Annotated in this window: 28 protein-coding genes and 1 riboswitch; of the genes, 21 read left to right on the forward strand and 7 right to left on the reverse strand. The window is 60.8% G+C overall.

All coding sequences use genetic code 11. The annotated features are described in order from the left end of the window. Positions 1-44 precede the first annotated feature (44 nt). Entirely contained in the window at positions 45-773 is a 729-nt protein-coding gene (locus tag P3G59_RS08810) for a dienelactone hydrolase family protein (protein ID WP_277761246.1), read from the forward strand. Between the two features lie 210 nt (positions 774-983). Here P3G59_RS08810 and P3G59_RS08815 read toward each other — a convergent pair whose 3' ends face one another. Both P3G59_RS08815 and P3G59_RS08820 read right to left on the reverse strand, forming a co-directional pair. Beyond that, a complete protein-coding gene (locus P3G59_RS08815) occupies positions 984-1,850 on the reverse strand; it encodes a pirin family protein (RefSeq protein ID WP_277761247.1) in 867 nt (288 codons plus the stop codon). Between the two features lie 61 nt (positions 1,851-1,911). After that, positions 1,912-2,328, reverse strand: coding sequence for an OsmC family protein (locus P3G59_RS08820; RefSeq protein ID WP_008082948.1), 417 nt, complete (start codon positions 2,326-2,328; stop codon positions 1,912-1,914). Between the two features lie 152 nt (positions 2,329-2,480). Between P3G59_RS08820 and P3G59_RS08825 the strand changes: the two genes are divergently transcribed. Continuing rightward, entirely contained in the window at positions 2,481-3,512 is a 1,032-nt protein-coding gene (locus P3G59_RS08825; RefSeq protein WP_277761248.1) for an amidohydrolase family protein, read from the forward strand. A 130-nt stretch (positions 3,513-3,642) separates the two neighbouring features. Further along, the gene (locus tag P3G59_RS08830) at positions 3,643-5,268 is read left to right on the forward strand and encodes a methyl-accepting chemotaxis protein (RefSeq protein ID WP_277761249.1); all 1,626 of its coding nucleotides are present in this window, start codon (positions 3,643-3,645) and stop codon (positions 5,266-5,268) included. A 271-nt stretch (positions 5,269-5,539) separates the two neighbouring features. Here the strand turns inward: P3G59_RS08830 and P3G59_RS08835 are convergent, their stop codons facing one another. Genes P3G59_RS08835 through purM form a run of 3 tightly spaced genes read right to left on the reverse strand, consistent with a single transcriptional unit; the run spans position 5,540 to position 7,970 of the window. Next, positions 5,540-6,253, reverse strand: coding sequence for a DUF3108 domain-containing protein (locus P3G59_RS08835; RefSeq protein WP_277761250.1), 714 nt, complete (start codon positions 6,251-6,253; stop codon positions 5,540-5,542). Between the two features lie 8 nt (positions 6,254-6,261). Then, positions 6,262-6,912: a phosphoribosylglycinamide formyltransferase gene (gene purN, locus P3G59_RS08840; protein ID WP_277761251.1), complete on the reverse strand. Its 651-nt coding sequence runs from the start codon at positions 6,910-6,912 to the stop codon at positions 6,262-6,264. Continuing rightward, a complete protein-coding gene (gene purM / locus P3G59_RS08845) occupies positions 6,912-7,970 on the reverse strand; it encodes a phosphoribosylformylglycinamidine cyclo-ligase (RefSeq protein WP_277761252.1) in 1,059 nt (352 codons plus the stop codon). Before purM ends, purN begins: the two co-directional genes overlap by 1 nt. Before the next feature lie 373 nt (positions 7,971-8,343). Here purM and P3G59_RS08850 point away from each other — a divergent pair, with 373 nt between their 5' ends. The 5 genes from P3G59_RS08850 (at position 8,344) to P3G59_RS08870 (ending at position 13,010) form a co-directional block, all read left to right on the forward strand. Continuing rightward, positions 8,344-9,402: a DUF2066 domain-containing protein gene (locus P3G59_RS08850; RefSeq protein WP_277761253.1), complete on the forward strand. Its 1,059-nt coding sequence runs from the start codon at positions 8,344-8,346 to the stop codon at positions 9,400-9,402. A 34-nt stretch (positions 9,403-9,436) separates the two neighbouring features. Further along, positions 9,437-10,510, forward strand: a complete 1,074-nt coding sequence (locus tag P3G59_RS08855) for an AI-2E family transporter (protein ID WP_277761254.1) — start codon at positions 9,437-9,439, stop codon at positions 10,508-10,510. A 206-nt stretch (positions 10,511-10,716) separates the two neighbouring features. Beyond that, positions 10,717-11,421 (forward strand): DnaA regulatory inactivator Hda, encoded by a 705-nt coding sequence (gene hda / locus P3G59_RS08860; protein WP_007919828.1) that lies wholly within the window; start codon positions 10,717-10,719, stop codon positions 11,419-11,421. Positions 11,422-11,635: 214 nt separating this feature from the next. Further along, a complete protein-coding gene (locus P3G59_RS08865; protein ID WP_007919826.1) occupies positions 11,636-12,253 on the forward strand; it encodes an NlpC/P60 family protein in 618 nt (205 codons plus the stop codon). 220 nt (positions 12,254-12,473) lie between these two features. Then, on the forward strand, positions 12,474-13,010 hold the full coding sequence (locus P3G59_RS08870; RefSeq protein WP_034156233.1) for a C40 family peptidase: 537 nt from the start codon (positions 12,474-12,476) through the stop codon (positions 13,008-13,010). A 133-nt stretch (positions 13,011-13,143) separates the two neighbouring features. Here P3G59_RS08870 and P3G59_RS08875 read toward each other — a convergent pair whose 3' ends face one another. After that, the gene (locus P3G59_RS08875) at positions 13,144-14,457 is read right to left on the reverse strand and encodes a sorbosone dehydrogenase family protein (RefSeq protein ID WP_277761255.1); all 1,314 of its coding nucleotides are present in this window, start codon (positions 14,455-14,457) and stop codon (positions 13,144-13,146) included. A 66-nt stretch (positions 14,458-14,523) separates the two neighbouring features. Beyond that, a complete protein-coding gene (locus tag P3G59_RS08880; protein WP_277761256.1) occupies positions 14,524-15,108 on the reverse strand; it encodes a hypothetical protein in 585 nt (194 codons plus the stop codon). Between the two features lie 163 nt (positions 15,109-15,271). Beyond that, positions 15,272-15,497: riboswitch (cobalamin riboswitch) on the forward strand. Positions 15,498-15,577: 80 nt separating this feature from the next. On the opposite strand from P3G59_RS08880, the gene cobO reads away from it, so the two are divergent. The 13 genes from cobO to P3G59_RS08945 all read left to right on the forward strand — a co-directional run bounded on the left by cobO (position 15,578) and on the right by P3G59_RS08945 (position 26,508). Beyond that, positions 15,578-16,189 carry a cob(I)yrinic acid a,c-diamide adenosyltransferase gene (gene cobO / locus P3G59_RS08885; RefSeq protein WP_003223053.1) on the forward strand — a complete coding sequence of 204 codons (612 nt, stop codon included), beginning with the start codon at positions 15,578-15,580 and terminating at the stop codon, positions 16,187-16,189. Continuing rightward, entirely contained in the window at positions 16,186-17,586 is a 1,401-nt protein-coding gene (locus P3G59_RS08890) for a cobyrinate a,c-diamide synthase (RefSeq protein ID WP_277761257.1), read from the forward strand. The genes cobO and P3G59_RS08890 overlap by 4 nt, the downstream gene beginning before the upstream one ends. Next, positions 17,583-18,233: a 5,6-dimethylbenzimidazole synthase gene (gene bluB / locus P3G59_RS08895; RefSeq protein WP_277761258.1), complete on the forward strand. Its 651-nt coding sequence runs from the start codon at positions 17,583-17,585 to the stop codon at positions 18,231-18,233. The genes P3G59_RS08890 and bluB overlap by 4 nt, the downstream gene beginning before the upstream one ends. Further along, positions 18,230-19,138: an adenosylcobinamide-phosphate synthase CbiB gene (gene cbiB, locus P3G59_RS08900; protein WP_277761259.1), complete on the forward strand. Its 909-nt coding sequence runs from the start codon at positions 18,230-18,232 to the stop codon at positions 19,136-19,138. The genes bluB and cbiB overlap by 4 nt, the downstream gene beginning before the upstream one ends. Further along, complete coding sequence (gene cobD / locus P3G59_RS08905) at positions 19,131-20,123, forward strand: threonine-phosphate decarboxylase CobD (RefSeq protein ID WP_277761260.1); 993 nt, start codon at positions 19,131-19,133, stop codon at positions 20,121-20,123. The genes cbiB and cobD overlap by 8 nt, the downstream gene beginning before the upstream one ends. Then, on the forward strand, positions 20,120-21,571 hold the full coding sequence (locus tag P3G59_RS08910) for a cobyric acid synthase (RefSeq protein ID WP_277761261.1): 1,452 nt from the start codon (positions 20,120-20,122) through the stop codon (positions 21,569-21,571). The genes cobD and P3G59_RS08910 overlap by 4 nt, the downstream gene beginning before the upstream one ends. 148 nt (positions 21,572-21,719) lie before the next feature. Next, positions 21,720-22,241, forward strand: a complete 522-nt coding sequence (gene cobU / locus P3G59_RS08915; RefSeq protein WP_277761262.1) for a bifunctional adenosylcobinamide kinase/adenosylcobinamide-phosphate guanylyltransferase — start codon at positions 21,720-21,722, stop codon at positions 22,239-22,241. Further along, on the forward strand, positions 22,238-23,293 hold the full coding sequence (gene cobT / locus P3G59_RS08920; RefSeq protein ID WP_277761263.1) for a nicotinate-nucleotide--dimethylbenzimidazole phosphoribosyltransferase: 1,056 nt from the start codon (positions 22,238-22,240) through the stop codon (positions 23,291-23,293). Before cobU ends, cobT begins: the two co-directional genes overlap by 4 nt. Continuing rightward, entirely contained in the window at positions 23,290-23,865 is a 576-nt protein-coding gene (cobC, locus tag P3G59_RS08925) for an alpha-ribazole phosphatase family protein (RefSeq protein ID WP_277761264.1), read from the forward strand. The genes cobT and cobC overlap by 4 nt, the downstream gene beginning before the upstream one ends. 1 nt (position 23,866) lies before the next feature. Beyond that, positions 23,867-24,598 (forward strand): adenosylcobinamide-GDP ribazoletransferase, encoded by a 732-nt coding sequence (locus P3G59_RS08930; protein ID WP_277761265.1) that lies wholly within the window; start codon positions 23,867-23,869, stop codon positions 24,596-24,598. Positions 24,599-24,722: 124 nt separating this feature from the next. Further along, positions 24,723-25,127 (forward strand): MarR family transcriptional regulator, encoded by a 405-nt coding sequence (locus P3G59_RS08935; protein ID WP_007919794.1) that lies wholly within the window; start codon positions 24,723-24,725, stop codon positions 25,125-25,127. A 53-nt stretch (positions 25,128-25,180) separates the two neighbouring features. Continuing rightward, on the forward strand, positions 25,181-26,389 hold the full coding sequence (locus tag P3G59_RS08940) for an MFS transporter (protein ID WP_277761266.1): 1,209 nt from the start codon (positions 25,181-25,183) through the stop codon (positions 26,387-26,389). Further along, positions 26,386-26,508: a hypothetical protein gene (locus P3G59_RS08945; protein ID WP_277761267.1), complete on the forward strand. Its 123-nt coding sequence runs from the start codon at positions 26,386-26,388 to the stop codon at positions 26,506-26,508. Before P3G59_RS08940 ends, P3G59_RS08945 begins: the two co-directional genes overlap by 4 nt. Positions 26,509-26,557: the final 49 nt, after the last annotated feature.

Raw genomic sequence — 26,557 nt, forward strand, 5'->3', positions numbered from 1 at the left:
GGCGGGTTTTTTCATTCTGGTGTTTTACAAATCAGGAGTCAGAAATGAGCCAAATCACTGTACGTTCCGTGGTCTATCAGATTGATGGCCAACCTTATGAAGGTCGTCTGGCGTTCGACGCCGAGCAGAAAGGCGCGCGTCCGGGTTTGTTAATGGCGCCAAACTGGATGGGCGTCAGCGCCGGTGCCGAAGAGATTGCCAAGTCGGTAGCGGCCAAGGGTTATGTGGTGTTGATCGCTGACGTTTACGGCCAGGCCGTGCGCCCGCAAAACGCTGATCAGGCCGGCGCGGCAATGATGCCGCTGAAGAATGACCGTGCGTTGTTGCGCAAGCGTATGCAGGCAGCGTTCGAGCAGTTGCAGAAGCAGGGCGAAGCGGCGGTCGATACCTCGAAACTGGCGGTGTTCGGTTTCTGCTTTGGCGGTTGCTGTGCGCTGGATCTGGCGCGTACCGGTGCGCCGGTGAAGGCGGCGGTGTCGTTCCACGGCACGCTGGACTCGCCGAACCCGGCGGATGCGCAGAACATCAAAGGTTCGGTGCTGGTGCTGCACGGTGCTGCCGACCCGTTGGTGCCGAAAGAGCAACTGCCGGCGTTTGAAGACGAAATGAACGCGGCGAAGGTCGATTGGCAGTTGCTGAGCTACGGCGGTGCGGTGCACTCGTTCACTGACCCGCATGCCAATGTGCCGGGCAAGATGATGTACGACGCGAAGACTGCCAAGCGCGCGTTCAAGTCGATGCATGACTTGCTGGATGAAGTGTTCAAGGGCTGAAAAGCGAAAAGCCCCTCACCCTAACCCTCTCCCGGTGGGAGAGGGGACTGATCGGGGGATGCTTGAGAGTTACGCCGACCTGAAAGGGCTGTGCTGAATCCATAATCGCCAAGACTTTTCAGGTCGATGTATGACGGCAGACACCTCGGTCGGCTCCCTCTCCCTACGGGCGGTACGACGTTTCGGGAGGGCTGGGGTGAGGTTCGCTGTTCAGCGCGGCAATTCAATCCGTTCTCTTTCCCCCGGCACCGTCGGCCAATCCCCGGCCGCCCATTTGCGCCGTGCCTCATCGATCGCCGCCGGATCGCTCGCCACAAAATTCCAGTTGATCCGCCGCGGCCCGTCCAGAGGCGCACCGCCGAACACCACGGCGTGCACATCGCTTTCGGCAAACAGGCTCATTTCTTCCCCGGCCGGCAACACTACCAGCGCATGCGGCTCAATCGCTTCGCCATTCAACTGCGCGTCCCCGCTCAACACATACACCGCCCGTTCTTCATGCTCGGTCGGGATCAGCAGGGTGGTCGCCGTTTGCATCTTCACTTCGGCATACAACGTAGGAGAAAGCACCGGTACCGGCGATTCGAGGCAAAAGCCTGACCCGGCAATCATGCGAATCTGTACGCCGAGGTTATCGCTGACCGGCAACGTCGCCGCCGGGTGATGGCTGTAGTGTCCGCGGCCTTGTTCGTGATCCTTGGGCGATGCCAGCCAGATCTGCAAACCGTGCATTGTGAAGCTCTGGTCCCACAACGGTTGCGGCGTGCGCTCGACGTGTGCAATCGCGCTGCCGGCGGTCATCCAGCTGACGTCGCCGGCGCTGACCACCTGATCCGAGCCAAGGCTGTCCTTGTGCTGGATCTGCCCTTCGAACAAATAGGTGAGGGTCGACAGACCAATGTGCGGGTGCTGTCGGATGTTCATGCCTTTGCCCGTCGGATAAACCGTCTCGAGCATGTGATCAAAAAACACGAAGGGCCCGACACTGCGGCATTTGGCTGACGGCAGCGGGCGCAGAATCGGCTGGCCTTCGACGTCTTCGGCGCGCGGGCGGATGATCAGAGGTTGCGTGTCCATGGTGCATTCCAGGCTGAGCGGGCGATGCCAGAAGCATAACCCGCCGCTGGCATGAGGAGGATTACTGGCTGTCGAAGCCTTGCGGGGCGTGGGTTTCGATGGTGACTTCGCTGGTGGTCATCAGCTTGTGGATCGGGCAACGGTCGGCGACACGCAACAATTCCTCGCGCTGGGCGTCAGTCAGTACGCCTTTGAGGGTGAGGGTGACGTGCAGGACGTATTTACCTTTCTGCTCTTCGCTGTTGTCGCGTTTGACGTCGACCCCGACGCCGGTCAGCGGGATGTCTTTCTTCTTCGCGTACATCTTCAGGGTCAGTGCCTTGCAGGCGCCGAGGGCTGCGTCGAAGTAATCGTGCGGCTCAGGTGCCGAGCCTTCGCCGCCGGCCGACTTCGGCACATCGGCAAACAGTTCGTGGTCATCAATCTGTACGGTGTGACGAAAACCTTCAGCGGAGACGGTATTGACGGTAACGGTCATGGGAACCTCACTGGCAGTAGGAAAAGTCGTTCGATCAAAAAAGACCTTGCAGTTATAGAGCATTCCCACCGGCACGCGTTCCACTTTCCTGCGGGATGAACCCTTGTCGTCAGGGCGGGGTCTAGGCTATGCCTACTTGCCGGAGATTACTTGTGTCCCTGTATCGTTTGAGTCTTGCCTGCCTTCTGCTGTTTGCCGGTAACGTCAGCGCGCGCGAATACACCTACAGCGATGCGCACCTGCATTACGTGGATTTTTTCCAGGAAAGCGCAGGCATGGCGAAACTGCTGACGGCGATGAAGGACGGTTCCGTCGAACATGTGATGATTTCTGGCATTCCGGTGGCGAAAAAGTGGCACGAGGACGAACCCAAGCGTCCGCGTTATTACGCCGGGGATGACGCCGATGCCTATTGGTACAGCGCAACCGACGTGATCGTTGCCGATGCGGTGCAAAAGCTGTCAGCCGAGCAGCGCCCGTACTTTCATCCCTTTCTCTCGGGCTTCAACCCCAACGACAAGAACTCCGCCGCCCATATCCAGCGCATGCTCGATCTGTATCCGGGGCTGTGGCAGGGCATTGGCGAGGTGTTCACTCGGCATGATGACCTCACGGCGCTGACGTCCGGCGACACGCCGCGCGCCAACAACGAGGCGATGACCAGGATCTACCATTTGGCCGCCGAGAACGATCTGCCGGTGATGCTGCATTCCAACATCACCTCCAAGCGTGAGAAAAATCCGCTGTACCTGAAGGAAATCGAAGAGCCGCTGCGTAATCACCCGCACACGCGATTTATCTGGGCGCACGCCGGGACCAGCGCTGAAATCCATCGCCATCAAACGCAGCTGAAGTTCTTGCTGCCCACCCTGACGCGCATGCTCGAGGCGTATCCGAATCTGTTCATCGACCTGTCATGGAGCATGCTCACGCCGTATTTGCTGGATGAGCAGGGCAAGCCTCGTGCGGAATGGCTGGCGCTGGTCGAGAAATACCCGCAACGCTTCATGCTCGGCTCCGACGTGGTAGGGCGATTCAACAAACTCGGTGAGGAAATGCGCAGCTTCAAGCCGTTCCTTGATGCGTTGCCCGAGGACGTTGCGAAAAAAGTCGCTCGGGATAACTTCCTGGCGATCTTGCCGCGAACAGAGCTCAAGTCCGGCAAAACCACGCTGAATCGTTAATGCCGACGGTTCGAAGGATCAAGGCCTTTTGATATCGCCTTTTCGTCTTACGCATTTTTCCGCCGGGCCGATACCTTCTTAAGCAACCAGCTGCAGGGTTGATGCAGCGCTTTTGGAAGGAACCAGAGCAATGAGTATCCGTAGTCTCAATATTGCCCCGCGCGCCGGCCTCGGTTTTGGGCTGTTGGCGCTGATGGTGTTTGCCCTCGGGGCGTTCGCTTTGCTGCAAATGTCGAACATGCGTGCGCAGTCCGACGAGGTCGACAACAATTGGCTGCCCAGCGTGATGGCTGTTGGCGAGATGAGTCAGGACATGCTGCGCCTGCGCGCGCTGACCATGCGGCTTTTGCTCAATCGCGATCCGCAGGCGCTGGAGCAGAATGTGGTCAAGCTCAATGAGCTGCGCGGGGTGCTAAGTGAGGCTCAGCAGCGTTACGACGTGCTGATCGTACTGCCCGAAGAGCGCAAGCTGTTTGATCGCTTCAAGGTTGCCGAGCATCAGTATCTGGAGTTTCAGGCGCAGGTCATGCAGTTGTCTGCGCAGAACCGCGTGGAAGAGGCTGCAACAATCCTCAACGGCCAGATGAGTCCGCTGGCCGACGAAATCGCGGTGGTGCTGCGCGAACTGGTCGAACTGAATAAACACAACGCCAATCTCGCCACTGAAGCGGCGCGAATGGTTTTTATCAATTCACGGGTGTGGGTCGGGGTGATGATCGGCGTGACCGCGCTGATCACCATCGGCCTGGCCCTGTTGCTGACCCGCAGCATCGTGCTGCCGCTGGCGCAGTCATTGGGCGTGGCCGAGGTGGTCGCCGGTGGCGATCTGACGGGTGATATCAGCATCAGCGGCAAGGACGAACCGGCGCGCTTGTTACAGGCGCTCAAGAGCATGCAGCACAACCTGCGCGACACGATCCGGCAAATCTCCGAGTCTTCCAGCCAATTGGCCTCGGCGTCAGAGGAGCTGAGTTGCGTCACGGAAGACGCCACGCGCGGGCTGCATCAGCAGAGTCTGGAAATCGAGCAAGCGGCTACGGCGGTTAATCAAATGACGGCAGCGGTGGAGGAGGTGGCAAGCAATGCCGTGGCCACGTCCGAGGCCTCTCGTGAATCCGACCGCATTGCCCAGCATGGCCGCGAACAGGTACATCAAACGGTGTTGTCCATCGAATCGCTGGCCGATGACGTAACGGCCAATGCGAGCCAGGTGGAGGATCTGGCGCAAAAGGTCTACAGTATCAGCAAAGTCCTGGAGGTGATTCGTTCGATTGCCGAGCAGACCAATCTTTTGGCGCTGAATGCTGCGATTGAAGCCGCGCGGGCCGGTGATGCCGGGCGTGGGTTTGCGGTTGTCGCGGATGAGGTGCGGGCGTTGGCCCATCGCACGCAGCAGTCGACCCAGGAAATCGAGCAGATGATCGGCGGAATTCAGCAGGGCACCGATTCGGCGGTCAGTTCGATGCAGCAGAGTAATGTGCGCGCGCGTTCGACACTGGAGTTGGCCAAGGCTGCCGGGACTGCACTTGAAGAGATCGCTTCGGCGTTCACGCTGATCAATGAGCGCAATCTGGTGATCGCCAGTGCCTCGGAGGAGCAGGCAGCGGTGGCGCGCGAGGTGGATCGCAATCTGATGAATATTCGTGATCTGGCGATGCAGACCTCGGCGGGGGCGAATCAGACGAGTGCGGCGAGTCAGGAGTTGTCGCGGTTGGCGGTAGATTTGAACAATATGGTGGCCAAGTTTTCGGTTTAAGTTTTGTCTTCAAAGCCCCTCACCCTAGCCCTCTCCCCGGGGGAGAGGGGACTGACCGTGGGGAATTAAAGAGCTACGCCGACCTGATATTTCTTTGGAGAATCCATAATCGACTCGATCTTGCAAGTCGATGCATAGCGCCAGACACCTCGGTCGGCTCCCTCTCCCTCGGGAGAGGGCTGGGGTGAGGGGCAAGGTTGGCACAAAAAGTCGGGCTAAAGCAGACAAAAAAAGCCCCGCATTTCGCGGGGCTCTTTGTTCTGGCGGCGGATCAGCTGCCTTTAACGGTTTTGCCGTTGACGGTGCCTTCCTGGAGCATGATGTTGTACTCCTTGCCGTCGGTTTCAACCTGTTGCAGGCGAACCAGCAGGTAATCCCAATCCTTGGCGAACCACAGGACGGTGATGCGCTTGCTTTGTGTCGGGTCGCGTACGCGCTCGACCTTGATCGCATCGATCTTGCCAGCCTTGGTCTCGACTTTTTCCGAACCCAGCACGCGGAAGTCATAGGTATCGACTTCGCCGTCATCGACCACTTGATAGCTCATGGTCTTTTTGCCAGCAGCCACATCATGTTGCAGCGCCAGTTGATAGGTGGACTTGTCGACCATGCCACGGTTCAGCGGGATTTTCACCGCGTCGCCACGGTCGGTGCCGGTGACCATTTTGCTGTTCCAGTCGAAATCCAGATCAGCCTTTTTCGCTTTGCCCAGACCGCCACGTTCAAAGTGGTAGGACTGCGGCAGCAGGGTATCCTTGTCCAGGGTCAGGGTGCTTTCTTCCGTCAGGCTGGCGATCATCATCGAGGCCTTGAAGCTGAGCTTCCAGGCGCCGTTGGCTTCCTTGACCAGACTGCGCTCGGCGGTACCGCTCATGGGCAGTTGCTTCCAGTCGGCGGTATAGCTGGCGGAGAACGGTTGAAGGTCCGCTGCCTGCGCGAAAGGCAGGGCGAGCAGAGCGCAAGCGAAGAGCAGGGCGCGACGCATAAAATCTCCTAGTGTCGAATCAAGTGGCCGCTGGCCGCGAGTAACTGGCCATCCAGTAAAGCACCGTCTTCCCCGAGTGCCAGCCTGCCTTCGGCAAACCAGCGAACTGCCATCGGGTAGATCAGGTGTTCCTGAACATGAACTCGCTGCGCGAGACTCTGCGGCGTGTCGTGCAACTCTACCGGTAATACTGCCTGTACGACCAGTGGTCCGCCATCGAGTTCCTCGGTGACGAAGTGCACGGAGCAGCCGTGCTCGGTGTCTCCGGCCTCCAGCGCGCGCTGATGAGTGTGTAACCCTTTGTATTTGGGCAGCAGCGACGGGTGGATGTTGAGCAGGCGACCCTGGTAGTGGCGAACGAAATCAGCGCTGAGAATGCGCATGAAGCCGGCCAGCACCACAAGTTTCGGATTGAATTCGTCGATCAGTTCGATCAGGGCAGCATCGAAGGCCTCGCGGCCTTCAAATGCCTTGTGATCCAGCGAGCGGGTAGCGATACCCGCATCACTGGCGCGTTGCAGGCCGTAGGCGTCGGCGCGATTGGAAATCACTGCAGCGATGCGGACCGGGTTGTCGCCGGTCCGCGTGCTGTCGATCAGAGCCTGCAAGTTACTGCCGGTGCCGGACAACAGCACCACGACATCACAGGTTGCGGACATTAATGAGCCTTAAGGTTCTGCAGATCAACCTGAGCAGCGCCTTCGGCAGCGGCAGCGATCTGACCGATGACCCAAGGCTGTTCGCCGGCGTCACGCAGGGTCTTCAGCGCCACTTCAACGTGTTCCTGAGCCACACAGATGACCATGCCAACGCCGCAGTTCAGCACGCGGTGCATCTCGGTTTCGTCAACGTTGCCTTTTTCCTGCAGCCAGTCGAATACGGCCGGGCGAGTCCAGCTAGCCACGTCAACCACGGCCTGAGCGCCTTTTGGCAGAACGCGCGGGATGTTGTCGAGCAGGCCGCCACCGGTGATGTGGGCCATGGCTTTGACGGCACCGGTTTCTTTGATCAGCTTGAGCAGCGGCTTCACGTAGATGCGGGTCGGGGCCATCAGCAGGTCGGTCAGCGGTTTGCCGTCGAGCTGGATGTTTTCGATGTCGGCGCCGGACACTTCGATGATCTTGCGGATCAGCGAGTAGCCGTTTGAGTGCGGGCCGGACGATGGCAGAGCGATCAGCGCGTCACCGGTGGCGACTTTCGAGCCGTCGATGATTTCAGCTTTTTCCACGACGCCGACGCAGAAGCCGGCCAGGTCGTAGTCTTCGCCTTCGTACATGCCAGGCATTTCAGCGGTTTCGCCGCCAACCAGCGAGCAACCCGACAGTTCGCAGCCAGCGCCGATGCCGGTCACCACTTGGGCCGCGGTGTCGACATTAAGTTTGCCGGTGGCGTAGTAGTCGAGGAAGAACAGTGGCTCGGCGCCGCAAACGACGAGGTCGTTCACGCACATGGCAACCAGGTCGATGCCGATGCTGTCGTGCTTGTTCAGGTTCAGCGCCAGACGCAGCTTGGTGCCGACGCCGTCGGTGCCGGAAACCAGTACAGGCTGCTTGTAGCCGGCCGGGATTTCGCAGAGGGCGCCGAAACCGCCCAGGCCGCCCATGACTTCCGGGCGCGCAGTGCGCTTGGCGACGCTCTTGATGCGTTCGACCAATGCTTCACCGGCGTCGATGTCTACACCGGCGTCCTTGTAGCTCAGGGAGGGTTGCTTGCTCATGATCCAGGCCTTTAGGGGAGGGGATTCAGGGGTAACGACCGAGTTCAGCGGGAACTTCGAAATCGACGGGGCGATGGCCTCACGCGAGTTTCGAGGTGCCCGGCTGTTGCCGGTCTGCGAAGGCGCGCGATTTTATCAGGCTTGAGGGGCAGCGGCCATCCTCGCACCGACGGGCAGGGCCATATCAGCGGAAATTTTTTGCAATTGAGGCGTATGAACGCCTGTATAAAGTGTGGCGATTAACCGTCTATCGTTATCACTGTGCAAAAACTTACCGCTGTCGTGTGAATGTTTGGTGCTGGCAGATTGTCACAGCCTTGCTTAACCGGTTCACGCGGCCTGTTCCAGCCGCTCCTGTCGACGGGAATTTTCCATGCGTTTTTGTAAATTGTTGTTTGTGGGTTGTTTGTCTCTGATCAGCCTGGCGAGTCACGCCGAAAACCTCAAAGGCCTCTATCAAGTACGTGAGCCGGTCAACGGCCAGGCACCGGAAGAGCGTGATCGCGCCACGCAGGCGGCGCTCGATACGCTGGTATTGCGTTTGACTGGCGATCCGAAGGCTCCCCAAAACCCGGGGCTGGCGGCGATTCGCAAGGATCCGCAGCAAATTATCAGTCAGTTCGGTTTTGATGCCGGGCCACCGGAGGTGCTCAAGGTTGATTTTGATCCGGCGACCACCGAGCAGGCGCTGCGGCGTGCCGGGTTGTCGGTGTGGGGCGCGAGTCGCCCGTCGATTCTGAGCTGGTGGCTCAACGATTCGGCTGAAGGTTCGAGTCTGGTCGGTGACGGTCAGGCCTCTGCCGCGCCGTTGCGCACGGCCGCTCAACATCGCGGCTTGCCGCTACGTTTGCCACTGGCTGATCTGAGTGAACAACTGGTCGCCACTGCGCCAGCGCTGGAAGGCACGGATCCGGCACCGTTGCGCGGCGCCTCTGAACGCTACAACGCTGATGCCTTGCTGGCAGTGCATGCCCGTGAAGAAGGCGGGCAGTGGCAGGCCAAGTGGCATTTGTGGCTGGGCGATCAGAAAGAGGCGGGCAGTGTGCAGGGCGCCGATCAGGCTGCGGTCGCTGACGCGGTGATGCTGGCGGTGGCCGAGCGGCTGGCGCCACGGTTTGTTGCCAAACCGGGCGCTGCGGGACAGCAGACTCTGGAAGTGCAGGGCATGACCCTGGAGCATTACGCGACGCTGTTGCGGTTACTCGAACCGTTTGGCGTGCGTCTGCAAAGTGTCGATGGCGATCGCATCGTCTATCGGGTCAATGGCAGTGCCGATCAAATGCGCGCGCAATTGTCGCTGGCGAAGTTGCAGGAGTTGCCGGCTGAAGCGCCGGTGCCGGTCCCGGCACCACAACCTGCGGTTGCGGGCGCAGCCCCTGTCGTGGCTCCGGCCCCGACACCGGCAGCACCTTCGTTGCGGTTTCGCTGGTAAGTCTTTCCTTATATAGAAGCATCAGGAGTGGTACATGGCCGATACGCGGCGTTGGTTCTGGCTCGGTGGGGTAGTCCTGCTGTGCGCGTTTGTATGGTTGTTGCACCCGATCCTCACGCCGTTTCTGGTGGCGCTGTTGCTGGCTTATCTGTTCGATCCGCTGGTGGATCGCCTGGAAAAACTCGGGCTGTCGCGCACGTGGGGCGTCATCGCGGTATTTGCCTTGTTCACCCTGATCGTCACCGCGCTGTTACTGGTGTTGGTGCCGATGCTCGCCAAGCAGTTGCTGCGCTTGTACGAACTGGCGCCGCAAATGCTCGACTGGCTGCAACACACGGCGTTGCCGTGGGCGCAGGCGAAGCTGGGTCTGTCGGATGGTTTCTGGAAGTTCGACAAGGTCAAGGCAGCGATCAGCGAACACATGGGCCAGACCACCGACATCGTCAGTGTGGTGCTGAGTCAGGCGACGGCGTCGAGCCTGGCGCTGATTGGCTGGCTGGCGAATCTGGTGCTGATCCCGGTGGTGAGTTTCTACCTGCTGCGTGACTGGGACGTGATGATGGCCAAGATCCGCAGCCTGCTGCCGCGCGATCGAGAAGAGCGTGTGGTCGCGTTGGCGGGCGAATGTCATGAAGTGCTGGGCGCGTTCGTTCGCGGGCAGTTGCTGGTGATGCTGGCGCTGGGTGTGATTTATGCGGCGGGCCTGATGATTGTCGGACTGGAGCTCGGGCTGTTGATCGGTCTGATCGCGGGCCTGGCAGCGATCGTGCCGTACATGGGCTTTGTGATCGGCATCGGTGCTGCGTTGATTGCCGGGTTGTTCCAGTTTGGCGGCGACCTGTACCCGATGGTAGGCATTGTCGCCGTGTTCATGGTCGGTCAGGCACTGGAAGGCATGGTGCTGACGCCGTTGCTGGTGGGTGATCGCATTGGTCTGCACCCGGTGGCGGTGATTTTCGCGATTCTGGCGGGCGGCGAGCTGTTCGGTTTCACCGGTGTGCTGCTGGCGTTGCCAGTGGCGGCGGTGATCATGGTGCTGGTGCGCCATGTGCACGACTTGTATAAGGACTCCGAGATCTACAGTGGCGTTGACGATCCGCAACTGTAAGGGCGAAGGGTGACCCGGCGAATAGCCGGGTTGGCCCGTGTCCTGCAGGCGCTGGCGCCAAAGAATCTGTCATAAAACCAGTGCATTAACGCAAACCTTTGATTTTGCTTGGACTCTGTCGCATTGTGCGCTCAGCTTCACGGGTATAAACTTCGCAAACTTTACACAGAGGCCACTAACGGTTCCTTGAGAACTGTTCAGTCAGCATGAAACCGATTCAGCTGCCCCTAGGTGTGCGTCTGCGTGACGACGCCACCTTCATCAACTACTACCCAGGCGCCAATGCCGCTGCACTCGGCTATGTCGAGCGTCTATGCGAAGCCGACGCCGGTTGGACAGAAAGTCTGATCTACCTGTGGGGTAAGCACGGCGTAGGGCGTACGCATCTGCTGCAGGCGGCGTGTCTGCGATTCGAGCAGATGGGGGAGCCGGCGGTGTACTTGCCGCTGGCCGAGTTGATGGATCGCGGTGTCGAAATCCTCGACAACCTCGAACAGTACGAACTGGTATGCCTGGACGACTTACAGGTGATCGCCGGCAAGGCTGACTGGGAAGAGGCGATGTTTCATCTGTTCAACCGTCTGCGTGACAGCGGTCGGCGTCTGCTGATCGCCGCTTCCACTTCTCCGCGTGAATTGCCGGTCAAACTGGCTGACTTGAAATCGCGCCTGACCCTGGCGCTGATCTTTCAGATGCGCCCACTCTCTGATGAAGACAAATTGCGCGCCTTGCAATTGCGCGCATCGCGTCGCGGTCTGCACCTGACCGATGAAGTCGGGCATTTTATTTTGACGCGCGGCACTCGCAGCATGAGTGCGCTGTTTGACTTGCTTGAACAGCTCGATCAAGCCTCGTTACAGGCTCAGCGCAAGCTGACCATTCCCTTCCTGAAAGAAACGCTGGGCTGGTAACGGCGCGGCTTTCAGCGTGTTTTGGCATATTTCAGGCGCCAGAAAATTCGCTTTCCTGCACGGTATGCAGGCCGCGTATCGGTTCAAATGGGCTTAAGCGCTTAGATGTAAACGAGAAACCGAGAAGTCACAAAAAGATCGATTGAATTTGCAAATGAGGCTGATAGCGGGCATAGTCTCGGCTTCTTTACAACTATCAGCCACGGTCGTGCCCATGCTAAAGCGCTTCGCACCCCTCGTGCCTCTCGCACTCGTCACCCTGTTGTACGGTTGCGCTGCTCATTCTCCAGTTCAAGAGCAGCCTCAGCAGGTTAAAAATTCTGCCACGGCCCAGTCTTCCGTTATTTACCAGGAAGAGCTGGACACCGAAAAAGAACTCAACGAATTCAATGGCAAGAAGCCTTATCAGCTTCCTGTTCTGGCTGACAGCATCCTTGAACGCGGCATGTCCCTGATCGGTACCCGTTACCGTTTCGGCGGTACCTCTGAAGCCGGTTTCGATTGCAGCGGTTTCATCGGCTACCTGTTTCGCGAAGAAGCTGGCATGAACCTGCCGCGCTCGACACGCGAAATGATCAACGTGGATGCGCCGCTGGTCTCGCGCAGCAACCTTGAGCCGGGCGATCTGCTGTTCTTCGCCACCAACGGTCGTCGCGGTCGTGTCAGTCACGCCGGGATCTACCTCGGTGACAACCAGTTCATCCACTCCAGCAGTCGTCGCAGTGGCGGTGTTCGCATCGACAGCCTGGGTGACAGCTACTGGAGCAAGACTTTCATCGAAGCGAAACGCGCTCTGGCCAACGCTCCGACTGTCGTCACTGCTCGCAAGTAATTCCCCCGTTGTCGCTGCGTTCGCGGCGACAATCTGGCTTCCGGCAACGGAGTAGACCTAGACTTTACAAGGTGAAGTTAAAGTCTTACTTGAAGTTTGCCGCGTAGCCGCTAGAATCCTGTATCTATATTGATGGCAAACCGCCTGCGTGCTCACGCAGGCGGTTTTGTTTTCTGTCCTCCGGCAGAAAAAGCCGCAGCCAGATCAGGATGTTCTGCTTATGACGATGTCGGCCCGCCTCACTTTGATCTTCTTCGCAGCGCTGCTCAGCGCCTGCGCCAGTCGCACACCGCCTCCTGCGCCAGTGGTTCGCGCGCCGGTCGTGTTCGGCCCCTCCCAAGCTTTTTCGCCTGCGGCTGAAGACGTGCTGTTCCGCGCGCTCGGCCTGGTCGGCACACCTTATCGTTGGGGCGGCAACACGCCGGATTCGGGTTTTGATTGCAGTGGGCTGATCGGTTTTGTCTACCGTGATGCGGCGGGCATCTCGCTGCCACGTTCGACGCGCGAGATGATCGTCATGCAGGCACCGAATGTCGGCAAGGAAGGTTTGCAGACCGGCGATCTGATCTTCTTTGCCACCAATGGCGGCTCGCAAGTCAGTCATGCGGGGATTTACGTCGGTGAGGGGCGGTTCGTGCATGCGCCGGCCACGGGCGGCACGGTGAAGCTCGACAGTCTGTCGAAGGCGTATTGGCAGAAGGCGTATCTGAGCGCCAAGCGGGTGCTGCAGCCGGAGCATCTGGCGCATAACCCTTAGGCCCGGTTGCACAAATCCATTGTAGGAGTGAGCCTGCTCGCGATAGCGCCGTATCAGTCGACATCATCATTGACTGATACGGCGCTATCGCGAGCAGGCTCACTCCTACAGTTGTTATGTGTCAGGCGGAAAGTTATTTGGCAGAAGACACCCGCCACACCTTGTTGCCGACATCATCCGCCACCAGCAAGCCACCCTGCTGGTCGATCACCACGCCCACCGGACGACCGAGTGCATTCTCGTCCTTGTCGAGGAAGCCGGTCAGCACATCCACCGGTTTGCCACTAGGCTTGCCACCGGTAAACGGCACGAAAATCACTTTGTAGCCACTGTGCGGTTTACGGTTCCATGAGCCATGCTGGCCGATGAACGCGCCTTCCTTGAACTGCGCCGGCAGGTTATTGCCCTCGGCGAACGTCAGGCCCAATGACGCGGTGTGCGGCCCGACCGCGTAATCCGGCGCAATGGCTTTGGCCACAAGGTCCGGATTTTGCGGCGACACACGCACATCGACATGCTGACCGTAGTAGCTGAACGGCCAGCCATAGAAACCACCGTCCTTCACGGAAGTGATGTAGTCCGGCACCAGATCACTGCCGATTTCGTCGCGCTCATTCACCGCTGTCCACAGTGCACCGCTGGCGGGTTCCCAGGCCAGGCCATTGGGGTTGCGGATGCCTGAGGCGAAGATGCGGTGATTGCCGGTCGCCCGATCGACTTCCCAGATCGCCGCGCGGCCTTCTTCTTTATCCAGACCGTTTTCGCCGACGTTGCTATTCGAACCGACCGTGACGTACAGCTTGCTGCCGTCCTTGCTGGCGATGACATTTTTGGTCCAGTGATGATTCAGCGTGCCGCCCGGCAGATCGACTACCTTGATCGGCTGCGACTTGATTTCGGTGGCGCCCGGTTCGTAATGGAAGCGCAGCAGGCGATCCGTGTCGGCGACATACAGATCGTTGCCGACGAGGGTCATGCCGAAGGGCGAATTGAGGTTCTGCAAAAACACCGTGCGGGTTTCCGCGACGCCATCGTGATCGGCGTCGCGCAGCAGGGTGATGCGGTTCGGGCTCGGCACGCCGGCGCCGGCCTTGCCCATGACCTTTTTCATTACCCAGCCACGAATGCCACTGCTATCGTCAGGTTTCGGTGGGGCGTTGGTTTCCGCCACCAGTACATCGCCGTTGGGTAACACATACAGCCAACGGGGATGATCGAGTCCTTCGGCGAACGCTGCCACCTGAGTGCCGGCCGCCGCTGTCGGTTTGCTGCCCTCGGGCCAGCCGATCGCGGGGGCGATGTTCACCGTCGGGATCAGGGTTTTGTTCGGTTCGGGCAACTTCGGTGACGGGCCGGTGCCGTCGGAGACTTGCAGGCTGGAGGATTCACCGCAGGCGGCGAGCCCTCCGGCGAGGGCGATGATGAAAACGAGCTGGGGCTTGCGCATTGCTGATCTTCCCTATGAATGCATTCCTAATCATAGAGGAGGGCGCAAGCCCGATGGTTCAACTGCTCAGCCGCGGGCTTCCTTGAATAGCACGGCGATGCCCGGGTGATAATTGCCCGCCTCGCTGCGCAACTTGCGGTAGGCGTAAGGGAAATACCAGGCGACCGCGCAGGTGTGTTCCTTTTGCAGGTCGTCGACCATGTCCTGCAGCTCTTCGGGGCTGGCGCTGTGCTGGGCTTTTTGCGGTGCGACGAACAGGCAGCCGAGCTTGAGATCGCTGGCATAGCTGATGCGCCTGGCGTCGTTGGTGATGTCGAGCAGGGCTTGGGTCAGGTTGAGATTGGTAACCCGTGGCCAGCGCTGAGTGGCCTGAATAAAGGCGCGGTCTTCGGCGCCGGCGAGAAACAGATCGGCGCGGGCATTGCGTTCGCCCTCTTCGTTCTGTTTGCGCGTGGCAGTGTCGTTCAGCGTGACCAGCTCGGCCATCCACGCCGCCGCTGTGAGCAATCCGAGATTGGCTTTCTCGTCATGCCAGTAAGGTGTGTCGCTGTCGCCGCGCACGGTGTTGTAACGGTCGATACAGTCAAACCAGCGTTCAAGCACCGGGCGCAGGAATTCCAGGCGCGGGTTGCTGATGATCATGCCTTGCATCGTCATCATCCTTTATTGTTGTGGTGGGCTTTTCGGGAAAAGCATGGCTCTTTGATATCATTTGTATCAGTGTGGCACAAGATTGGCGTCAGATAGTTGATCGACGGCAGTTATTCGCCCGATGGCCCCCTCTTCAATTGACGCTCCACCCCCAACCCTCTAACCTTCGCGGCTTGTTTCAGGTGCTCTGTGACCTGCGTCGACAGAGTGAAACAGGGAAGCCGGTGAGGGTTGTCTTCAAGCGAAGATCGACCACGATCCCGGCGCTGCCCCCGCAACGGTAAATGAGTGAACACTGCGTCAAATGCCACTGCTCAAAGCGGGAAGGCGCGCAGTCTGGCGAACGCCGCTCATGAGCCCGGAGACCGGCCTGATCCATCCAGCGGCATCACGGTGGGCGATGCCAGGCTTTTTGCCGTCTATTCTTGTGCCTGCCCGCCGTTATCCAGCCTCAACGGAGAGCTCCCCCATGACTGATTCCCCCGAGCGCGACGAACGCCATCTGGCGCGTATGCAGCGCAAAAAAGCCGTGATCGACGAACGCATCGCCAACTCGCCTGACGAGTGCGGCCTGGTGCTGGTGCTGACCGGCAATGGCAAAGGCAAAAGCAGCTCGGCGTTCGGCATGCTCGCCCGCGCCATGGGCCACGGCATGCAGTGCGGTGTGGTGCAGTTCATCAAGGGCCGCAACAGCACCGGCGAAGAGCTGTTTTTCCGCCGCTTCCCCGAGCAGGTGCGCTTCCATGTGATGGGCGAGGGCTTCACCTGGGAAACCCAGGACCGCCAGCGTGACATCGCCGCTGCCGAAGCCGCGTGGGCAGTCTCTCGCGAGCTGCTGCGTGATCCATCGATCGGTCTGGTGGTGCTCGACGAATTGAACATCGCCCTCAAGCACGGTTATCTCGATCTCGATCAGGTGCTCAGCGATCTGCAGGCGCGTCCGCCGATGCAGCACGTGATCGTCACCGGTCGCGCGGCCAAGCCGGAAATGATCGAGATGGGCGACACGGTCACCGAAATGGGCATGCTCAAACACGCCTTCCAGGCCGGCATCAAAGCGCAGAAAGGCGTTGAACTTTGAATCAACCACGTCACTGCCCGGCGGTCCTTATCGCCGCGCCGGCCTCCGGTCAGGGCAAGACCACCGTCACCGCCGCGCTCGCCCGTTTGCATCGCAATCAGGGGCGCAAGGTGCGCGTGTTCAAATGCGGCCCGGACTTCCTTGATCCGATGATTCTCGAGCGCGCCAGCGGTGCGCCGGTGTATCAACTGGACATGTGGATGGTCGGCGAGCAGGAAAGTCGTCGTCTGTTGTGGGAAGCCGCCGCCGAGGCGGACCTGATTCTGATCGAAGGCGTGATGGGCCTGTTCGATGGCACGCCGTCCAGCGCCGATCTGGCGCGGCACTTCGGTGTACCGGTGCTTGGCGTGATTGACGGGACGGCCATGGCGCAGACCTTTGGCGCGTTGGCGCTGGGTCTGGCGAAGTATCAACCGGATCTGCCGTTTGCCGGTGTGCTCGCCAATCGCGTCGGCACCTTGCGTCATGCGCAATTGCTCGAAGGCAGTCTCACGGAAGGGCTGCGCTGGTACGGTGCGTTGTCCCGCGAAACGGGTATCGAACTGCCGAGTCGCCACCTCGGCCTGGTGCAGGCCAGTGAACTGAATGATCTCGATGTGCGTCTCGACGCTGCCGCCGATGCACTGGCCAGCAGTTGCGAGGTAGCGCTGCCACCGGCCGTTGGGTTCGCAGCGCCGGACGTCATTGCGGTAGAGCCGCTGCTGAAGAATGTGCGGATCGCCGTCGCCCGTGATGAGGCGTTTGCCTTTACCTATGGCGCAAGCCTCGATTTGTTGCGCGCGATGGGGGCTGAGTTGAGCTTTTTCTCGCCGATCCGCGATACGCAATTGCCTGAGGCGGACAGTCTGTATTTGCCCGGTGGGTATCCGGAATTGCACCACGTTGCGCTGTCGCAGAACACCGCGATGCTCGACGCAATCCGTGCGCACCATGCGGCGGGCAAACCGTTGCTCGCCGAGTGTGGCGGGATGCTGTATCTGCTCGATTCTTTGACTGACGTTGAAGGTGCGCGCGCCGAACTGGTCGGGTTGCTCAAGGGCGATGCGGTGATGCAAAAACGTCTGGCGGCGTTGGCGTTGCAAGCTGTGGATCTGGCGGAAGGGTCGTTGCGCGGGCACACGTATCACCATTCGCTGACCACGACCGACTTGACCCCGATTGCGCGTGGCTTGAGCCCGAATGGTGGGCGCGGGGCTGAGGCGGTTTATCGGGAAGGGCGGATGACGGCGTCTTATGTGCACTTTTACTTTCCGTCGAACCCAGTGGCTATCGCAGCGCTGTTTGCGCCTGACTCCGACGCCGCCTTCGCGAGCAGGCTCGCTCCCACAGTTGAAGCGGTGGTGACTGAAGAAATGCGATCCCTTGTGGGAGCGAGCCTGCTCGCGAAAGGGCCATGACCGACAACGCATTTACTGAGGCCGAGCGCCAAGCCGTCTATCGAGCCATCGCCGAACGCCGCGACATGCGCCACTTCACTGGCGGCACAGTCGAGCCCGAATTGCTGCGCCGTTTGCTCGAAGCCGCCCATCAGGCCCCGAGCGTCGGTCTGATGCAGCCCTGGCGTTTCATCCGCATCAGCGATCGCAACCTGCGCCAGCAGATCCAGCATCTGGTGGAAGAAGAGCGCGTGCGCACAGCCGAAGCCTTGGGCGAGCGCAGCGACGAGTTCATGAAACTCAAGGTCGAAGGCATCAACGATTGCGCCGAAGTGCTGGTCGCCGCGCTGATGGATGATCGCGAAAAGCACATCTTCGGTCGCCGCACGCTGCCGGAAATGGACATGGCCTCGCTGTCCTGCGCGATCCAGAATTTGTGGCTGGCCTCGCGTGCCGAAGGCTTGGGCATGGGCTGGGTCTCGCTGTTCGAACCGCAAGCACTGGCCGATCTGCTGAAGTTGCCGCAAGGCGCCAGGCCCTTGGCCGTTTTGTGTCTGGGCCCGGTCAAGGAATTCTATCCGGCGCCGATGCTGGTACTCGAAGGGTGGGCGCAGGCGCGGCCGCTCAATGAGTTGCTGTATGAAAATTATTGGGGAGTGAGTCAATGAGTGTGGCGTTGTTGAGTGTCGCCGCAGTGGCGCTGGATGCGCTGTTGGGTGAACCGAAACGCTGGCATCCGCTGGTGGCGTTCGGCAATTTCGCCGGGCGCATCGAGCAACGCTTCAACGCTGGTGGGCGGGGCTGGCGCAGCCATGGCGTCACTGCGTGGGTGATCGCGGTGCTGCCGCTGACCTTGCTCGCCACCGCGTTGTCCTGGGCGCCGTACGTGGGCTGGGTCGTCGAGATTTTTGCGCTGTATTGCGCCCTCGGCATGCGCAGCCTCGGCGAGCATGTGGCGCCGGTAGCCGCCGCGTTGCGTGCGGACGATCTGGACGAGGCGCGCAAGCGTGTCGGCTATCTGGTCAGCCGCCAGACCGATGAACTCGACAGCACCGCCGTCGCCCGCGCCGCCACTGAGTCGGTGCTGGAAAACGGCAGTGATGCGGTATTTGCCGCGCTGTTCTGGTTTGTCGTCGCCGGTGCGCCGGGTGTGGTGCTCTATCGCTTGAGCAATACGCTGGATGCGATGTGGGGTTATCGCAACGAACGCTTCGAGCGTTTCGGCTGGGCGGCGGCGAAAATCGACGACGTGCTGAACTACATTCCTGCGCGTCTGGTGGCGTTGACCTACGCACTGCTGGGCAAAACCCGACTCGCCTTGAAATGCTGGCGTGCGCAGGCACCGAAATGGGACAGCCCCAACGCAGGCCCGGTGATGGCTGCCGGGGCCGGTGCCTTGGGCGTGGAATTGGGCGGCCCGGCGATTTATCACGGCGAGCTTCACGACCGTCCGCAACTTGGCGAAGGGCAACCGGCCGACGCCGATTCCATCGACCGTGGCTGGCAATTGGTCCAGCGCGGCGTATGGTTATGGCTGCTGATTCTCTGCGTGGGGGCCGAATTCTATGCTTGAGCACGGTGGCCGGCTGCGCAAGGCTGCACTCGATTACGGCATCGCCGAGGCGGACTGGCTCGACCTGTCCAGCGGCCTCGCGCCGTGGCCGTTCCCGATCCCGGATATCCCGCTGCGCGCCTGGGCACGCTTGCCGGAAACCGATGACGGGCTTGAGCAAGCTGCGTGTGATTACTACGGTGCCGCGCAAGTGCTGCCGGTTGCCGGTTCGCAGATGGCCATCCAGTTGCTGCCGCGTTTGCGTCGCGCCGGCAAGGTCGGTGTGTTGTCGCCGTGTTATGCCGAGCATGCCGAAGCGTGGCGGCGCAGTGGCTATATCGTGCGCGAAGTGCTGGAGCAGGAAGTCGAGTTCTTTCTCGACAGCCTCGACGTACTGGTGGTGGTCAACCCGAACAACCCGACCGGCCTGAGCCTGACCCCGGCACGCCTGCTCGACTGGCATGCGCGGCTTGCCCGGCGCGGTGGCTGGCTGGTGGTCGATGAAGCCTTCATGGACAACACGCCGCAGTTGAGTCTGGCGCCGCATGCCCATCAAGTCGGGCTGATCGTGTTGCGTTCGTTCGGCAAGTTTTTCGGTCTGGCCGGGGTGCGTCTGGGCTTTGTCCTGGCCGAGCGCAAGTTGCTCAAGCTGCTCGCCGAACAGGTCGGGCCTTGGGCGGTGAGCGGACCGACGCGGGTGCTCGGGCAGGCGTGTCTGCAAGACACCGAAGGACATACACGCCAACGGATTCGCAGCGATGAAGCCAGTGAGCGACTGGCAGCGCTGCTTGAACGCTACGGTTTCAAGCCGCAGGGCGGTTGCGCGCTGTTCCAGTGGCTGATCACCGAGCATGCCGAAGCGATGCACGGGTTCATGGCCCGTCGCGGCATCCTCCTGCGCATCTTTACCCACAACAGCAGCTTGCGCTTTGGCCTGCCCGCCAATGCAGCTGAAGAGGCGCGTCTGGAACACGCTTTAAGCGCTTTTGCCAAGGATCACCCATGACCACCCTGATGGTGCAAGGCACCACCTCCGATGCCGGTAAAAGCACACTGGTGACGGCGCTGTGCCGCTGGGCGACGCGTCAAGGCGTGGCGGTCGTACCGTTCAAGCCGCAGAACATGGCGCTCAACAGCGCTGTGACTGCCGACGGCGGTGAGATCGGCCGCGCGCAAGCCGTGCAGGCGCAAGCGGCATTTCTCGAGCCGCACACTGACATGAACCCGGTACTGCTCAAGCCCAACAGCGACACCGGCGCGCAAGTGATCATCCATGGTCGCGCGGTGACGTCGATGAATGCCGTGGCATATCACGACTACAAAGCCATCGCGATGAAAGCGGTGCTCGCGTCCCACGAGCGGCTCAGCGCTGCGTATCCGCTGGTGATGGTCGAAGGCGCGGGCTCGCCGGCGGAGATCAATCTGCGCGCCGGCGACATCGCCAACATGGGTTTTGCCGAAGCAGTGGATTGCCCGGTGCTGCTGATTGCCGACATCAATCGCGGCGGGGTTTTCGCGCACCTGGTCGGCACCCTGGAGTTGCTCTCGCCGAGTGAACAGGCGCGGGTCAAAGGTTTCATCATCAACCGTTTTCGCGGCGACATCGCCTTGCTGCAACCGGGCCTCGACTGGCTGGAACAGCGCACCGGAAAACCGGTGGTTGGCGTGCTGCCCTATGTGATGGATCTGCATCTGGAGGCCGAGGACGGCATCGATCAGCGCCAGACCGACAAGGCCGAACAAGTGCTGAAAGTGGTGGTGCCGGTGCTGCCGCGCATCAGCAATCACACTGACTTCGATCCGCTGCGTTTGCATCCGCAGGTCGATCTGCAATTTGTTGGCCCGGGACAGGCGATTCCTGCCGCCGACCTGATCATTCTGCCGGGGTCGAAGAGTGTGCGTAGCGATCTGGCCTACCTGCGCGCCAATGGCTGGGATGCGGCGATCTCTCGGCATTTGCGTTACGGCGGCAAACTGCTGGGGATTTGTGGCGGTCTGCAGATGCTCGGTGAGCAGGTGCATGATCCGCTCGGCCTCGAAGGTGCGCCGGGCACGAGTGCCGGTCTGGGCTTGCTGGCGTTCGACACCACGCTTGAAGCCGAGAAGCAGTTGCGCAATGTGCGCGGACGATTGGCACTGGAAGATGCCGACGTCAGCGGCTATGAAATTCATGCCGGCGTGACCAGCGGACCGGCCTTGGAAAACGCGGCGGTGCATCTGGATGACGGCCGTTGCGACGGCGCGCAGAGTGCCGACGGACAAGTGTTCGGCACGTATCTGCATGGCCTGTTTGAATCGCCGACGGCGAGTGCGGCGTTGCTGCGCTGGGCCGGGTTAAGCGATGTGCAGGAGGTGGATTACCACGGCTTGCGCGAGCGCGATATCGAGCGGTTGGCGGATCTGGTGGAGAAGCATTTGGACAACGATCTGTTGCGGCAGCTCTGTGGGATTTGAATTGCTTGTGCCGGCTTCTTCGCGAGCAAGCTTGCTCCCACAATGGACCTGTTGCTCTTAGATTTTGTTTACACCCCATAACCCTGTGGGAGCGAGCTTGCTCGCGAAGGGGCCAATTGTTTCAACACATAATTCTGTGGATGAACCCATGCTCCAACTGATCCTCGGCGGCGCCCGCTCCGGCAAAAGTCGCCTGGCGGAAAAACTCGCCAGCGATAGCGGCCTGGCCGTGACCTACATCGCCACCAGCCAACCCCTCGATGGCGAGATGAGCGACCGCGTCGCCCATCACCGCGCCCGCCGTCCCGCCGACTGGGCACTCATCGAAGAACCCTTGGAACTGGCCCGGGTCCTGCGCGAATCCGCCAGCGCCGAGCGTTGCCTGCTGGTCGATTGCCTGACCCTGTGGCTGACCAATCTGCTGATGCTCGACGACGCCGAACGCCTCGCCGCCGAGCGCGAAGCCTTGCTCGATTGCCTGGCGTCCTTGCCGGGTGAAATCATTTTTGTCAGCAACGAGACCGGAATGGGTGTCGTGCCGCTGGGCGAATTGACTCGCCGCTACGTCGATGAAGCCGGTTGGCTGCATCAAGCTCTGGCCGAGCGCTGTCAGCGTGTTGTCCTGACCGTCGCCGGCCTGCCCCTGACTCTGAAAGGACCTGCGTTATGACTCAAACCTGGTGGCTGAACCCGTGCAAACCGGTCGACATTAATGTCGTTGAACAAGCGGCGGCGCGGCAGCAGCAACTGACCAAACCGGCGGGTTCGCTCGGTCGACTGGAATCGGTAGCGGTGCAACTGGCCGGTCTGCAAGGCCGGGTCAAACCGACGCTGGCGCAGGTGTGGATCGCGATTTTTGCCGGCGATCACGGCGTGGTGGCTGAAGGGGTTTCGGCGTTCCCGCAAGAAGTCACCGGGCAGATGCTGCTCAACTTTGTCAGCGGTGGCGCGGCGATCAGCGTGCTGGCGCGTCAGCTCGGCGCGCAGCTGGAAGTGGTCGATCTGGGGACGGTGAATCCATCGCTGAACCTGCCGGGTGTGCGCCATTTGAACATCGGCGCGGGCACGGCAAACTTCGTGCAGGGCGCGGCGATGACTCAGGCCCAGGGCGAGCTGGCCTTGCAGGCCGGTCGCGACAGTCTGCTGCGAGCGAAAGTGGCGGGCGCGCAGTTGTTCATCGGTGGCGAAATGGGCATTGGCAACACCACGGCGGCGAGTGCCTTGGCCTGCGCCTTGCTCGATTGCCCGGTGGCACACCTGACGGGTCCCGGCACCGGACTGAATGCCGAAGGTGTCAGCCACAAGGCGCAAGTGATCGAACGTGCATTGGCGTTGCATGCAGCGCAGCGTGGCGATGCGTTGCAGACCCTGTTCAACCTGGGTGGTTTTGAAATCGCCGCGCTGGTCGGTGCGTATCTGGCGGCGGCGCAAGAAGGCGTGGCGGTGTTGGTCGACGGCTTCATTTGTACGGTCGCCGCGTTGGTCGCCGTGCGCTTGAATCCGGGCTGTCGCGAGTGGCTGTTGTTCGGTCACCGGGGCGCCGAGCCGGGCCATCGCCATGTGCTGGAAACCCTGCAGGCTGAGCCGTTGCTGGAACTCGGCTTGCGTCTGGGCGAGGGCAGTGGCGCTGCGCTGGCGGTGCCATTGTTGCGTCTGGCCTGCGATCTGCACGGGCAGATGGCGACATTCGCCGAAGCAGCGGTGGCGGATCGTCCGGCATGACATTGCATCTGGATCTGCTGCGCCACGGTGAGACTGAACTGGGCGGTGGCCTGCGTGGCAGTCTCGACGATGCGCTGACCGAAAAGGGCTGGGCGCAGATGCGTGCGGCGGTGGTCGAGAGCGGGCCGTGGCAGAGGATTGTCAGTTCGCCGTTGCAACGTTGTGCGCGGTTTGCCGCTGAATTGGGCGAGCAAATCAACCTGTCCGTGCATCTCGACAAGGATCTGCAAGAGCTGCATTTCGGCGCGTGGGAAGGGCAGAGCGCAGCGGCGTTGATGGAGACGGATGCCGAGGCCTTGGGGCTGTTCTGGGCCGATCCGTATTCCTTCACGCCACCGCAGGGTGAGCCGGTCAGCGAGTTTTCCTCCCGAGTGTTGGCGGCCGTTGCACGCCTGCACAGCGCCTATGCGGGTGAGCGAGTTCTGCTGATCAGTCACGGCGGGGTGATGCGTTTGTTGCTGGCGCAAGCACGAGGGTTGCCGCGCGAACAACTGCTCAATGTCGAGGTTGCTCATGGTGCACTGTTTGCGCTGACGATCGAGGCCGACGGTTCACTCAAGGAAGGTTGCTGACATGTTGCCGTTGTGGATCGCCCTGCAATTTCTCAGCAGCCTGCCGATTCGCTTGCCGGGGATGCCCGAGCCGGAACAGCTTGGCCGTTCGCTGCTGTTTTATCCGCTGGTGGGGCTGCTGTTCGGGGCGATCCTGTGGGCGTTGAATCTGGCCTTGAGCGGCGCGCCGTTGTTGCTGCATGCAGCGTTGCTGTTGACGGTTTGGGTGCTGCTCAGCGGTGCGCTTCACCTTGATGGTCTGGCCGACAGCGCCGATGCCTGGCTTGGCGGTTTTGGTGATCGCGAGCGTACGCTGACGATCATGAAGGATCCGCGCAGCGGGCCGATTGCGGTGGTCACGCTGGTGTTGGTGTTGCTGCTCAAGTTCGCGGCGTTGCTGGCGCTGATCGAGCAAGGGCATGGGCTGGCGTTGATCATCGTGCCGTTGCTCGGGCGGGCGGCATTGTTGGGGTTGTTTCTGACCACGCCGTATGTGCGCGCGGGCGGGTTGGGGCAGGCGTTGGCGGATCATTTGCCGCGCAAGGCCGGGTGGTGGGTGCTGGGCTTGAGTGCGCTGGCCTGCGTGTTGATCGCCGGATTCAGTGCCCTCGTTGCGCTGCTGATCGCTGTCGGGGTGTTTGTCTGGTTGCGGCAGGTGATGATGCGGCGGTTGGGCGGGACGACGGGGGATACGGCGGGGGCGTTGCTGGAATTGCTGGAGATGCTGGTGTTGGTTGGATGGGTTTTGGTCTGAAGTCTTTTATCGGCCATGCTGGCCCCTTCGACTTGCTAACGAAGGCAGCCACGCCGGCAGCAAATGTTATGGGTAAATTCATCTGTAACTTGATTTAACATAGTCGCGGGTATATACACGCATCATGCTTCCTTCTCAGTGTTTGTGCACTAACCTGCGTCGCGCCGCTCGTGGCGTCAGCAGGCATTACGACGGCGCTCTCGACGGCTTCGGGATCAACGTTGCCCAGTATTCTTTGCTGTGCAACCTGCAGCGTCTCGATCAACCCAGCATCTCGGAACTCGCCGAGGCGATGGGCCTGGACCGCAGCACCCTCGGACGCAATCTGCGCGTGCTGGAAGGCGAGGGGCTGGTGGCACTGGCCGAAGGCGAAGACATGCGTAACCGCATCGTCAAACTCACCGAGACCGGCGTGCAACGCCTGGCAGCGGCACTGCCAGCCTGGGAAGCGGCGCAACAACGGTTGATCGACCGGCTCGGCGCCGAAAAGCGTGAAACCTTGCTCAGATTGCTGGATGAACTGGCCTGAGGCCGGTTTTTTCCAAACTCAAGCGGGTATATACCCGCAAGCGGAGAACAACAATGACATCGATGTGGCGTACGTGCGGTTGGGTATTGGTGGGGAGTGCGCTGATCCTGGCGTTGTCATTGGGCGTGCGGCACGGTTTTGGCTTGTTCCTGTCACCGATGAGTGCGCAGTTCGGTTGGGGCCGTGAGGTGTTCGCCTTCGCCATTGCTCTGCAGAACCTGATCTGGGGTCTGGCGCAGCCCTTCACCGGCGCACTGGCTGACCGTTTCGGCGCGGCAAAAGTGGTACTCGTCGGTGGGATTCTCTACGCGGCGGGCCTGGTGTGCATGGGCCTGTCTGATTCGGCGGTGACGCTGTCATTGAGTGCCGGTCTGCTGATCGGTATCGGTCTTTCGGGCACTTCGTTTTCGGTAATTCTGGGTGTCGTGGGTCGTGCCGTGCCGCCAGAGAAACGCAGCATGGGCATGGGTATCGCCAGCGCCGCCGGTTCGTTCGGCCAGTTTGCCATGTTGCCGGGCACGCTGGGCCTGATCGGCTGGCTCGGCTGGTCGGCCGCGCTGCTGGTGCTGGGCCTGCTGGTGGCGCTGATCGTGCCGCTGGTGAGCATGCTCAAGGACAAGCCGCTGCCGGTGCTCGGCCATGAACAAACCTTGTCCGAGGCCCTGCGCGAAGCCTGTTCGCATTCGGGTTTCTGGTTGTTGGCGTTCGGCTTTTTTGTCTGCGGTTTTCAGGTGGTGTTCATCGGTGTGCACTTGCCAGCGTATCTGGTCGATCAGCATCTGCCCGCCAGTGTCGGCACCACGGTGCTGGCGTTGATCGGGCTGTTCAACATTTTCGGCACTTACACCGCCGGCTGGTTGGGCGGGCGCATGTCCAAACCGCGTCTGCTGACCGCGTTGTACCTGTTGCGCGCGGTGGTGATTGTGCTGTTTCTGTGGCTGCCGGTGACGACCACGTCGGCCTACCTGTTTGGCATGGCAATGGGTTTCCTGTGGCTGTCGACGGTGCCATTGACCAACGGTACGGTGGCGACCTTGTTTGGCGTGCGCAATCTGTCCATGCTCGGTGGCATTGTGTTCCTGTTTCATCAGCTCGGCTCGTTCCTGGGCGGCTGGCTGGGCGGGGTGGTGTATGACCGAACCGGAAGTTATGACTTGATCTGGCAAGTGGCGATTCTCTTGAGTCTGCTGGCGGCCGCGCTGAACTGGCCGGTTCGCGAACGACCGGTCGCCCGCCTGCAAGCCGCTGCGAGCGCCACATGAGTCGACTCTGGCCGCGTATCGTCATCATCGCACTCGGCGCCGCATTGCTGGCGCTGGTGTGGTGGGGCTGGCATCAGGGCGGTCTGGCGCTGATGCAGTTGGGCATGAGCATTTGCTAGAACGAGGCGTGGCGAGTAACGTCGAAGTCTGACGATTGCTCAAGGATGT

Source organism: Pseudomonas sp. A34-9, from assembly GCF_029543085.1.
Taxonomy (GTDB): domain Bacteria; phylum Pseudomonadota; class Gammaproteobacteria; order Pseudomonadales; family Pseudomonadaceae; genus Aquipseudomonas.

What these genes read in the sequence shown, in the direction of transcription:
- P3G59_RS08935 (WP_007919794.1), top strand. Translation starts at nt 24,723, where the DNA reads ATGCTTCCTTCTCAGTGTTTGTGCACTAACCTGCGTCGCGCCGCTCGT.
- P3G59_RS08820 (WP_008082948.1), bottom strand. Translation starts at nt 2,328, where the DNA reads ATGACCGTTACCGTCAATACCGTCTCCGCTGAAGGTTTTCGTCACACC.
- bluB (WP_277761258.1), top strand. Translation starts at nt 17,583, where the DNA reads ATGACCGACAACGCATTTACTGAGGCCGAGCGCCAAGCCGTCTATCGA.
- cobC (WP_277761264.1), top strand. Translation starts at nt 23,290, where the DNA reads ATGACATTGCATCTGGATCTGCTGCGCCACGGTGAGACTGAACTGGGC.
- P3G59_RS08850 (WP_277761253.1), top strand. Translation starts at nt 8,344, where the DNA reads ATGCGTTTTTGTAAATTGTTGTTTGTGGGTTGTTTGTCTCTGATCAGC.
- P3G59_RS08940 (WP_277761266.1), top strand. Translation starts at nt 25,181, where the DNA reads ATGACATCGATGTGGCGTACGTGCGGTTGGGTATTGGTGGGGAGTGCG.
- P3G59_RS08865 (WP_007919826.1), top strand. Translation starts at nt 11,636, where the DNA reads ATGCTAAAGCGCTTCGCACCCCTCGTGCCTCTCGCACTCGTCACCCTG.
- hda (WP_007919828.1), top strand. Translation starts at nt 10,717, where the DNA reads ATGAAACCGATTCAGCTGCCCCTAGGTGTGCGTCTGCGTGACGACGCC.
- cobO (WP_003223053.1), top strand. Translation starts at nt 15,578, where the DNA reads ATGACTGATTCCCCCGAGCGCGACGAACGCCATCTGGCGCGTATGCAG.
- cobT (WP_277761263.1), top strand. Translation starts at nt 22,238, where the DNA reads ATGACTCAAACCTGGTGGCTGAACCCGTGCAAACCGGTCGACATTAAT.
- P3G59_RS08910 (WP_277761261.1), top strand. Translation starts at nt 20,120, where the DNA reads ATGACCACCCTGATGGTGCAAGGCACCACCTCCGATGCCGGTAAAAGC.
- P3G59_RS08870 (WP_034156233.1), top strand. Translation starts at nt 12,474, where the DNA reads ATGACGATGTCGGCCCGCCTCACTTTGATCTTCTTCGCAGCGCTGCTC.
- P3G59_RS08945 (WP_277761267.1), top strand. Translation starts at nt 26,386, where the DNA reads ATGAGTCGACTCTGGCCGCGTATCGTCATCATCGCACTCGGCGCCGCA.
- P3G59_RS08815 (WP_277761247.1), bottom strand. Translation starts at nt 1,850, where the DNA reads ATGGACACGCAACCTCTGATCATCCGCCCGCGCGCCGAAGACGTCGAA.
- P3G59_RS08810 (WP_277761246.1), top strand. Translation starts at nt 45, where the DNA reads ATGAGCCAAATCACTGTACGTTCCGTGGTCTATCAGATTGATGGCCAA.
- purM (WP_277761252.1), bottom strand. Translation starts at nt 7,970, where the DNA reads ATGAGCAAGCAACCCTCCCTGAGCTACAAGGACGCCGGTGTAGACATC.
- P3G59_RS08930 (WP_277761265.1), top strand. Translation starts at nt 23,867, where the DNA reads ATGTTGCCGTTGTGGATCGCCCTGCAATTTCTCAGCAGCCTGCCGATT.
- cobD (WP_277761260.1), top strand. Translation starts at nt 19,131, where the DNA reads ATGCTTGAGCACGGTGGCCGGCTGCGCAAGGCTGCACTCGATTACGGC.
- cobU (WP_277761262.1), top strand. Translation starts at nt 21,720, where the DNA reads ATGCTCCAACTGATCCTCGGCGGCGCCCGCTCCGGCAAAAGTCGCCTG.
- purN (WP_277761251.1), bottom strand. Translation starts at nt 6,912, where the DNA reads ATGTCCGCAACCTGTGATGTCGTGGTGCTGTTGTCCGGCACCGGCAGT.
- P3G59_RS08855 (WP_277761254.1), top strand. Translation starts at nt 9,437, where the DNA reads ATGGCCGATACGCGGCGTTGGTTCTGGCTCGGTGGGGTAGTCCTGCTG.
- P3G59_RS08875 (WP_277761255.1), bottom strand. Translation starts at nt 14,457, where the DNA reads ATGCGCAAGCCCCAGCTCGTTTTCATCATCGCCCTCGCCGGAGGGCTC.
- P3G59_RS08835 (WP_277761250.1), bottom strand. Translation starts at nt 6,253, where the DNA reads ATGCGTCGCGCCCTGCTCTTCGCTTGCGCTCTGCTCGCCCTGCCTTTC.
- cbiB (WP_277761259.1), top strand. Translation starts at nt 18,230, where the DNA reads ATGAGTGTGGCGTTGTTGAGTGTCGCCGCAGTGGCGCTGGATGCGCTG.
- P3G59_RS08830 (WP_277761249.1), top strand. Translation starts at nt 3,643, where the DNA reads ATGAGTATCCGTAGTCTCAATATTGCCCCGCGCGCCGGCCTCGGTTTT.
- P3G59_RS08880 (WP_277761256.1), bottom strand. Translation starts at nt 15,108, where the DNA reads ATGCAAGGCATGATCATCAGCAACCCGCGCCTGGAATTCCTGCGCCCG.